Raw genomic sequence first — 7,385 nt, 5'->3', positions numbered from 1 at the left:
CCGGTGCGGCCCGCCCCGGTCAAGATCAGCCCGCGAAGGGGCTGGCGTCGATCGTGCAGGTCTTGCCCGCCGCGGGGAAGGTCCCCGAGATCAGGTAGTCGCGCTTGACCTGTTCGGTGCACGTGCTCGGCACGTACATCGACGAGTGCCCGTAGCCCTCGGTCACGAACACGCGTGCCCGCGCCAGTTCCGCGGCGCCGTCCTGGGCGCCGTGCAGCGGGGTGGACGGGTCGTAGCGGTTGTTCAGCACCAGGATCTCCGCCGACGTCGAGCGGTTCCACGGGCCCGTGTAGCGGTCGGTGTCCTTCGCCTTCCAGAACGCGCAGCTCATCATGTCCAGCACCGCGATCCGCCCGAAGTACGGCACGCGCTGGTCCTCCGACTCGGCGTACCGGCTGTAGATCGCCGGGTCGGTGGGCACGTCGCTGTCGGAGCACTGGATGGCGTTGAACGCCTCGGTACGGTTCGAGGTGTACTGCTCACCGGCCACCGCGGCGGCCGTACGCAGGGCCGGGGTGGCCGGAGCGTCGTAGAGTCGCTGCAGCAGCGTGGCGATGTCCGCCCAGCCCCGCGAGTCGGACAGGTCGGCCGCCGCGTTGATGATGCCCGAGTAGGTCCACGTCTCGCCGTCGCTGACGATGGGAGCCTGCTTGGCGCGCGCGGTCAGGGCCGCCCACTTCGCCTTCGGGTCACCCGAAGAGAACGCGCACTTCGGGCCCGCTTCCGTGCACAGCCGCAGGAACTGCTCGAAGGTCTGCGCGATGCCGGTCGCGACGTCCTGCCGGGTGTCCAGCGGGACGCTCTTGCCGTTGCCGTTCTGGCCGGTCGAGTTGCCGGCGAAGTCCATGGTGCCGTCGAACACCATCGCCCGGATCCGGTTCGGGAACAGGTTCGCGTAGGTCGCCCCGAGCTGCGTTCCGTAGGAAATGCCGTGGTAGTTCAGCTTCGGGTCGCCGACCGCGCGGCGCAGCATTTCCATGTCGCGGGCCGTGTTGGCCGTGGAGACGTGCTCGAGGATCGGGCCCGCCTTCGCCGAGCAGCGGTCGGCGAGCTCCTTCGACTTGGCGTAGAAGGCCGCGTTGCCGCTCGCGTCGCCCGGCATCTCCGGGAACGACCCGAAGAAGTCCTGCTGCTCGGCCACGGAGTCGAAGCACCGGACCGCCGTGCTGTTGGCGATCCCGCGCGGGTCCCACGAGACCAGGTCGAACCGCGCGCGCAGTGCGTCGGAGAACAGCCACGGCCACTTGCCGCGCTCCCGCAGCCGCTGCAGGCCGGACGCGCCGGGCCCGCCGAAGTTGACGAACAGCGTGCCGATCCGGTGCGCAGGATCGGTGGCGGGCAGCTTGATCAGCGCCAGGTCGATCTTCGTACCGGCCGGCCGGTCGTAGTCCAGCGGCACGGAAGCCTTGGAGCACTGGAACCCGTCGGCGCAGTCGGTCCAGCTCAGCTGCGGCGTCGGCACCTTGTCGATGGAGGCCGGTGCCGCGGACGCGACCGCCGGGCCCGCCGCAACGGCCATCGAGACACCGAGTGCGACGACCACGCCGCGCACGATGCCTCCCCCAGAAAATCGACGCACGAAAAGTCCCTTCGGAGAGGAAACGATCACTTCGCCTCCACAGACGGGCGAGGGGGTACCGAGGTTGGCTCCGGCTGCCGAAAAAGATCACTGCGGCTTTCGGGGGTTCCGGGTGGCGGAGCCCCCGGCCCGGGGCGAAGCCCCGGAATGACACTGGCCCCAGTGACACCACTTAGCTATAGTGCTAGCTAACTAGATAAATGGAGTTGCCGATGATCGAGTTCCACCTGGACGCGAGGTCCGGCTTGTCGCCGTACCAGCAGCTGGTCCAGCAGGTGCGGCACGCGCTGCGCCTCGGCCTGCTGAACGAGGGAGACCAGCTCCCGAAGGTCAAGGACGTGGTCGCGAGCCTCGCGATCAACCCGAACACCGTGCTGAAGGCCTACCGCGAGCTGGAGCACGACGGCCTGGTCGCGGCCCGCCCCGGCGTCGGCACGTTCGTGACGGCGACGTTGAACGGCGGCGCCTCGTTCGCCGTGCTCGGACCGCTGCGGCGCGACCTGCGCCGCTGGCTTTCCCAGGCCCGCAAGGCGGGTCTCGACGAGGAGAGCATCGAAGCCTTGTTGATGTCCACGTTTCGCGACTCCGCCAGAGAGGACATAGCGTGACTGTCCTGAAAGCCCAGGGCCTGGGCAAGAAGTACAAGCGCAAGCAGGCGCTGACCGGCTGCACGCTGGAGATCGAGGCCGGTCACGTCACCGGGCTCGTCGGCCCGAACGGCGCCGGCAAGTCGACGCTGCTGAACATCGCGGCCGGCATGCTGGAGCCGACGAGCGGCACGATCGAGGTGTGCGGCGGGGTGCCCGGCAGCGGCCCGGAACAGCTGGCCAAGGTCGGGTACGTCGCCCAGAACACGCCGGTCTACAGTGGACTGTCCATCGAGGAGCACCTGCGGCTCGGCGCCCACCTCAACCCCGGCTGGGACGCCTCGCTCGCGGAAAAGCGCATCGAACGGCTCGGGCTGGACCCGAAGCAGCACGCCGGCAAGCTGTCCGGCGGCCAGCGCGCCCAGCTGGCACTCACGATCGGCATCGCCAAGCGTCCCGAACTGCTGCTGCTCGACGAGCCGGTCGCGGCGCTGGACCCGCTGGCCCGCCGCGAGTTCCTGCAGGACCTCATGGAGGCCGTCGCCGAGCACGGGCTGTCCGTCGTGATGTCCTCGCACCTGGTCAACGACCTCGAACGGGTCTGCGACCACCTCGTCGTGCTGGTGGACTCCCAAGTCCGGGTGATCGGCGAAGTGGAGACGCTGCTCGCCACGCACCACCGGCTTTCCGGGCCGCGGCGCGACGTCGAGACGCTGCCGGCGGACCAGCACGTCGTGTCGGCCAGGCACACCGACCGCCAGACCACCGTCCTCGTCCGCACCGAGGCGCCGATCCTCGACCCCGCGTGGACGGTCGGGCAGCTCGGCCTGGAGGACCTCGTCCTCGAGTACATGAGCAACCCCACCGCCGCCCGCCCCGCCCTGGAGGTCCTCCGATGACCTGGCTGACCTGGCGCCAGTTCCGCGTTCCCGCCCTGTCGGTGTTCGCCGCCCTGATCGCGATCGGCGTCGTGCTCGCGATCACCGGGCCGGATCTGGTGGGCCGCACGAACTTCTCCGATCAGGACACCCTCTTCGGCGGGACCATCCTGGTCCTGTACCTGCTGCCTGCGGTGATCGGCGTCTTCTGGGGCGTCCCGATGATCACCCGCGAGCTGGAGAGCGGCACGCACAGCCTCGTGTGGAACCAGACCGTCACGCGCAAGCGGTGGCTCACCACCAAGCTCGGGTTCGGCCTGCTGGCCGCCATGATCGCAGCGGCCCTGCTCGGCTGGGCGGTGTCGTGGTGGGCGAGCCCGATCGACGCGCTCGCGGCGACGCAGACCGATCGTGGGATGCTCTCGCGCATCATGCCGGTGGTGTTCGGTGCCCGCGGCATCGTCCCGATCGGCTACGCGGCCTTCGCTCTCGCTCTCGGGGTCGCGACCGGGATGCTGGTGAAGCGGACGGTGGCCGCCATGGCCGTCACCCTTGTCACGCTCGCCGCCGTGCTGATCCTTGTCCCGGCGTTCGTGCGCCCGTACCTGCTGCCGCCGCAAACCGAAACGGTCGCGATCGTCGGCAAGGACATCACGAACATCACCGGCAACGACAACCAGGGGATCACCGAGATCGGGATGCGGCAGCCGGCCGGCGCGTGGGTGCTGGCGAACGAAACCGTGGACCCGGCCGGGAACGTGGCCGATCCGCTGCCGGATTTCGTGCAGACCTGTGCGCCGAGGCCAGGCGCGGGGACAGCACCTCCGCCGGAGCGCGGCACCATGGAAGCCTGCATGGCGCAGCTGGGCACCCACGGCTACCAGCAGCGGCTGACCTACCAGCCGGGCTCCCGGTTCTGGCCGCTGCAGTGGCTCGAACTGGCGCTCTACCTCGCCATGACGGCCCTGCTCACCTGGTTCTGCTTCCGCCGTCTCCGCCACCTGTCCTGACGATTCCGACTGGGGGAATCCATGCGCACTCTCGCGGTAGCCACCGCACTCACACTCACCTTGTCCGCGTCGCCCGCTTCGGCGGCCACGACGCCCTACCTGCCCGCCCCGACCGGTCACCAGCCCGTCGGCGTCACCACACTGTCCGTCAAGGACACTTCGCGGCCTGATCCGTGGGTGCCGTCGGTGCCCTACCGGGAGCTGATGGTCTCCGTCTTCTACCCGGCGACCTCGGCCAACGGGCCGAAGAAGCAGTACATGACCCCGCTCGAGTCGGAACGCAACCTCGAGCGGCAGAACATCCCGGGCCTGCCGCTGGACGTCTTCAGCACGGTCCGGACGAACGCCGTCGTCGACGCGCGACCGGCCGGGCGATGGCACAGCTTGCCGCTGGTCGTGCTGTCCCCGGGCTGGACGCAGCCGCGGGCGACGCTCACCGCGCTGGCCGAGGAGCTGGCCAGCCGCGGGTACGCCGTGGCGGCGATCGACCACACCTACGAGAACCGCGCCACGACCTTCCCCGACGGCCACGTCACCGGCTGCGCCGCCTGCGAGGTCGACGACCAGCCCGGCTTCTGGGAGAAGTTCGCGCAGGTCCGGACGAAGGACACGTCGTTCGTGCTCGACTCCCTATTGCGTTCGAAGTGGGGCGCGCTGATCGACCCGCAGCGGATCGGCATGACCGGCCACTCGGCGGGCGGGGCGATCACCACCCAGGCCATGCTGGCCGACCCGCGCATCCGCGCGGGGGCCGATCTGGACGGCAGCGTCCACGTCCCGATCCCAGCGTCGGGGCTCTCCCGGCCCTTCATGTTCGTGGGCAGCATGGACGACTACACGCCGGGCGTGCCGGGTCCGTACGACGACTGGGAAACGGACTGGACGCACCTGACCGGCTGGAAGCGCTGGCTCATGGTGTCCGGCACGGTGCACAACTCGTTCACCGACCTCGGCGTGCTCGCCGCGCAGCTGGGCGTCGACCTCGGCGCGTCGATCGACGCGTACCGGGCGCTGACCATCACGCGGAACTACGTAAGCGCTTTCTTCGATCTGAACCTGCGTTGCCGCCCGCAGCCGCTGCTGGCCGCGCCCTCGCCCGCTTACCCGGAAGTGACCTTCATCGGATGAGAATCAAGAGCATCATGGTCATCACCGCACTCACCCTCGCGTTGACGTCGCCGTCCGCGTCGGCGGACCCGGCGCTCACGCTGGCGAAACCGACCGGCGACCGGCCCGTCGGCACGACCGCCCTGGACCTCAAGGACACTTCGCGGCCCGACCCGTGGGTGCCGTCGGTGCCCTACCGCGAGCTGATGGTTTCCCTCTTCTACCCGGCCGCTTCGGCCGACGGGCCGAAGAAGCAGTTCATGTCGGAGGCCGAAGCGAAGGCCGTCTTCGACGAAGCCGGCATCACCGGTATCCCGCCGTCGGTGCTGACCACGGTGCGCACCGACGCTGTCGTCGACGCGCGACCGGCCGGGCGCGGCCTGCCGGCCGTCGTCCTGTCGCCCGGCTTCAAGCGACCCCGCGCCGAGCTGACCTCGCTGTCCGAAGACCTGGCGAGCCACGGCTACCTGGTGATCCTGGTCGACCACACCTACGAGAACGTGGCCACCACCTTCCCGGACGGCCGGGTCACCGGCTGCGCGGCCTGCGGCAGCTACAACGTCGAGTTCTGGCAGAAGCTGCAGCGCGGCCGGGCGAAGGACGTGTCGTTCGTCCTGGATTCGCTGGCGCACTCGAAGTGGGCACCGCTGATCGACGCCTCCCGGATCGGCATGGCCGGGCACTCCGTCGGCGGCACGAGCACGGTGAACGCGATGGTGACCGACCCCCGGATCAAGGCCGGGATCGACATGGACGGCACGCAGAGCGATCCCCTGCTCGCCCCGGGCCTCGACCGGCCGTTCCTGTTCTTCGGCAGGCAGAGCCTGTACGCCCCCGGCACCGGCGTCGAGTCCGCCACCTGGGACGCCGACTGGAAGCAGCTGACGGGCTGGAAGCGCTGGCTCACCGTGGCCGGGATGCAGCACCCGTCGTTCACCGACCTCGGCCTGGTCGGCGAGCAGCTGGGCCTCGACTTCGGCGCGACCACCCCGGCCGTGCGCGGCCAGGCGATCACCGCGGCGTACGTCCGGGCGTTCTTCGACCAGCACCTGCGCGGCCGGCCGCAGCCGCTGCTGGACCAGCCGGCCACGCGGTACCCGGAGGTCGCCTTCGCCCGGACGTCGACGCCGTACCTGCCCGCCCCGACCGGGGACCGGCCGGTGGGCAGCACGGCGGTGTACCTGAAGGACACTTCGCGCCCCGACCCGTGGGTGCCGTCCGTCCCCTACCGGGAGCTGATGGTCTCGCTCTTCTACCCGGCCGCTTCGGCCAAGGGGCCCAAGACGCAGTACCTGACCCCGGAGGAATCGGCGGCGTTGCTGACCGACAGCGGCCTGACCGTGGCACCGGACATGCTCACGACGATGGTGACCAACTCGGTCGCCGACGCCCGGCCCGCCGGGCGCGGGCTGCCGCTGATCGTGCTGTCACCGGGCTACACCAAGCCCCGCGCCACGCTCAGCGCCCTGGCCGAAGACCTGGCCAGTCACGGGTACGCCGTCGCGCTGATCGGCCACACCTACGAAAACGCCGGCCAGAGCTTCCCGGACGGCCACTTCGCCGGGTGCGCGTCCTGCGGAGTCTCGCACGACGACGGTTTCGGGGAGAAGCTGGCACTCGGACGGGCCGCCGACGTGTCGTTCGTCCTGGACTCGCTGACGCACTCGAAGTGGGCACCGCTGATCGACGCGGCCCGGATCGGCATGGCCGGGCACTCCATCGGTGGCGCGAGCACCCTCCCGGCGATGGTCGCCGACAGCCGGATCAAGGCCGGGATGGACATCGACGGCACGACCCACGTCCCGCTGACCCCGCCCGGGCTGTCGCGGCCGTTCATGTTCCTGGGCCACCAGCTCGGGGCCACCGCCTGCGTGCCGGGCGACCAGACGTGGGAACGGGACTGGGCGCAGCTGACCGGCTGGCGGCGGTGGGCCGAGGTGAAGGGCGCCCAGCACGCGTCGTTCACCGACGTGGGCCTGGTCGGCGACGAACTGGGCGTCGGCTACGGTGCGACGACGTCCGCGCCGCGGACCCAGGAGATCGCCCGGACGTACGTCAACGCGTTCTTCGACCAGCACCTGCGCGGCGAGTCACGGCCGGTGCTCGACCGGCCGGGATATCCGGAAGTCTCGTTCTGCCACTGAAGACCACGGCGGGAGCGGCGCACTGGGGGTGCGCCGCGCCCGCCGGTTCGCACTGGTCGAGGCCGAGGAACCAAAACGCG

At 70.2% G+C, this 7,385-nt stretch carries 6 protein-coding genes; 5 read left to right on the top strand and 1 reads right to left on the bottom strand.

All coding sequences use genetic code 11. The features are described 5' to 3' along the window. Positions 1-25 precede the first annotated feature (25 nt). A complete protein-coding gene (locus ACFVYA_RS48785) occupies positions 26-1,552 on the bottom strand; it encodes an alpha/beta hydrolase (RefSeq protein ID WP_387055356.1) in 1,527 nt (508 codons plus the stop codon). Positions 1,553-1,791: 239 nt separating this feature from the next. Here ACFVYA_RS48785 and ACFVYA_RS48780 point away from each other — a divergent pair, with 239 nt between their 5' ends. From ACFVYA_RS48780 to ACFVYA_RS48760, 5 genes are read left to right on the top strand one after another with little or no spacing between them, the layout of a single operon-like run. Further along, the gene (locus tag ACFVYA_RS48780; protein WP_285985611.1) at positions 1,792-2,187 is read left to right on the top strand and encodes a GntR family transcriptional regulator; all 396 of its coding nucleotides are present in this window, start codon (positions 1,792-1,794) and stop codon (positions 2,185-2,187) included. Beyond that, complete coding sequence (locus tag ACFVYA_RS48775) at positions 2,184-3,065, top strand: ABC transporter ATP-binding protein (RefSeq protein WP_387055353.1); 882 nt, start codon at positions 2,184-2,186, stop codon at positions 3,063-3,065. Before ACFVYA_RS48780 ends, ACFVYA_RS48775 begins: the two co-directional genes overlap by 4 nt. After that, positions 3,062-4,054 (top strand): transporter, encoded by a 993-nt coding sequence (locus ACFVYA_RS48770; protein ID WP_387055351.1) that lies wholly within the window; start codon positions 3,062-3,064, stop codon positions 4,052-4,054. Before ACFVYA_RS48775 ends, ACFVYA_RS48770 begins: the two co-directional genes overlap by 4 nt. A 21-nt stretch (positions 4,055-4,075) precedes the next feature. Beyond that, positions 4,076-5,182: an alpha/beta hydrolase family protein gene (locus ACFVYA_RS48765; RefSeq protein WP_387055348.1), complete on the top strand. Its 1,107-nt coding sequence runs from the start codon at positions 4,076-4,078 to the stop codon at positions 5,180-5,182. Further along, the gene (locus tag ACFVYA_RS48760; RefSeq protein WP_387055346.1) at positions 5,179-7,305 is read left to right on the top strand and encodes an alpha/beta hydrolase family protein; all 2,127 of its coding nucleotides are present in this window, start codon (positions 5,179-5,181) and stop codon (positions 7,303-7,305) included. Before ACFVYA_RS48765 ends, ACFVYA_RS48760 begins: the two co-directional genes overlap by 4 nt. Positions 7,306-7,385: the final 80 nt, after the last annotated feature.

This window comes from Amycolatopsis sp. NPDC058278 (genome assembly GCF_042881395.1).
Classification (GTDB): Bacteria; Actinomycetota; Actinomycetes; order Mycobacteriales; family Pseudonocardiaceae; genus Amycolatopsis.
Note: the sequence above shows the minus strand (reverse complement) of the source record. Positions and strands in the feature narration are given on the sequence as shown.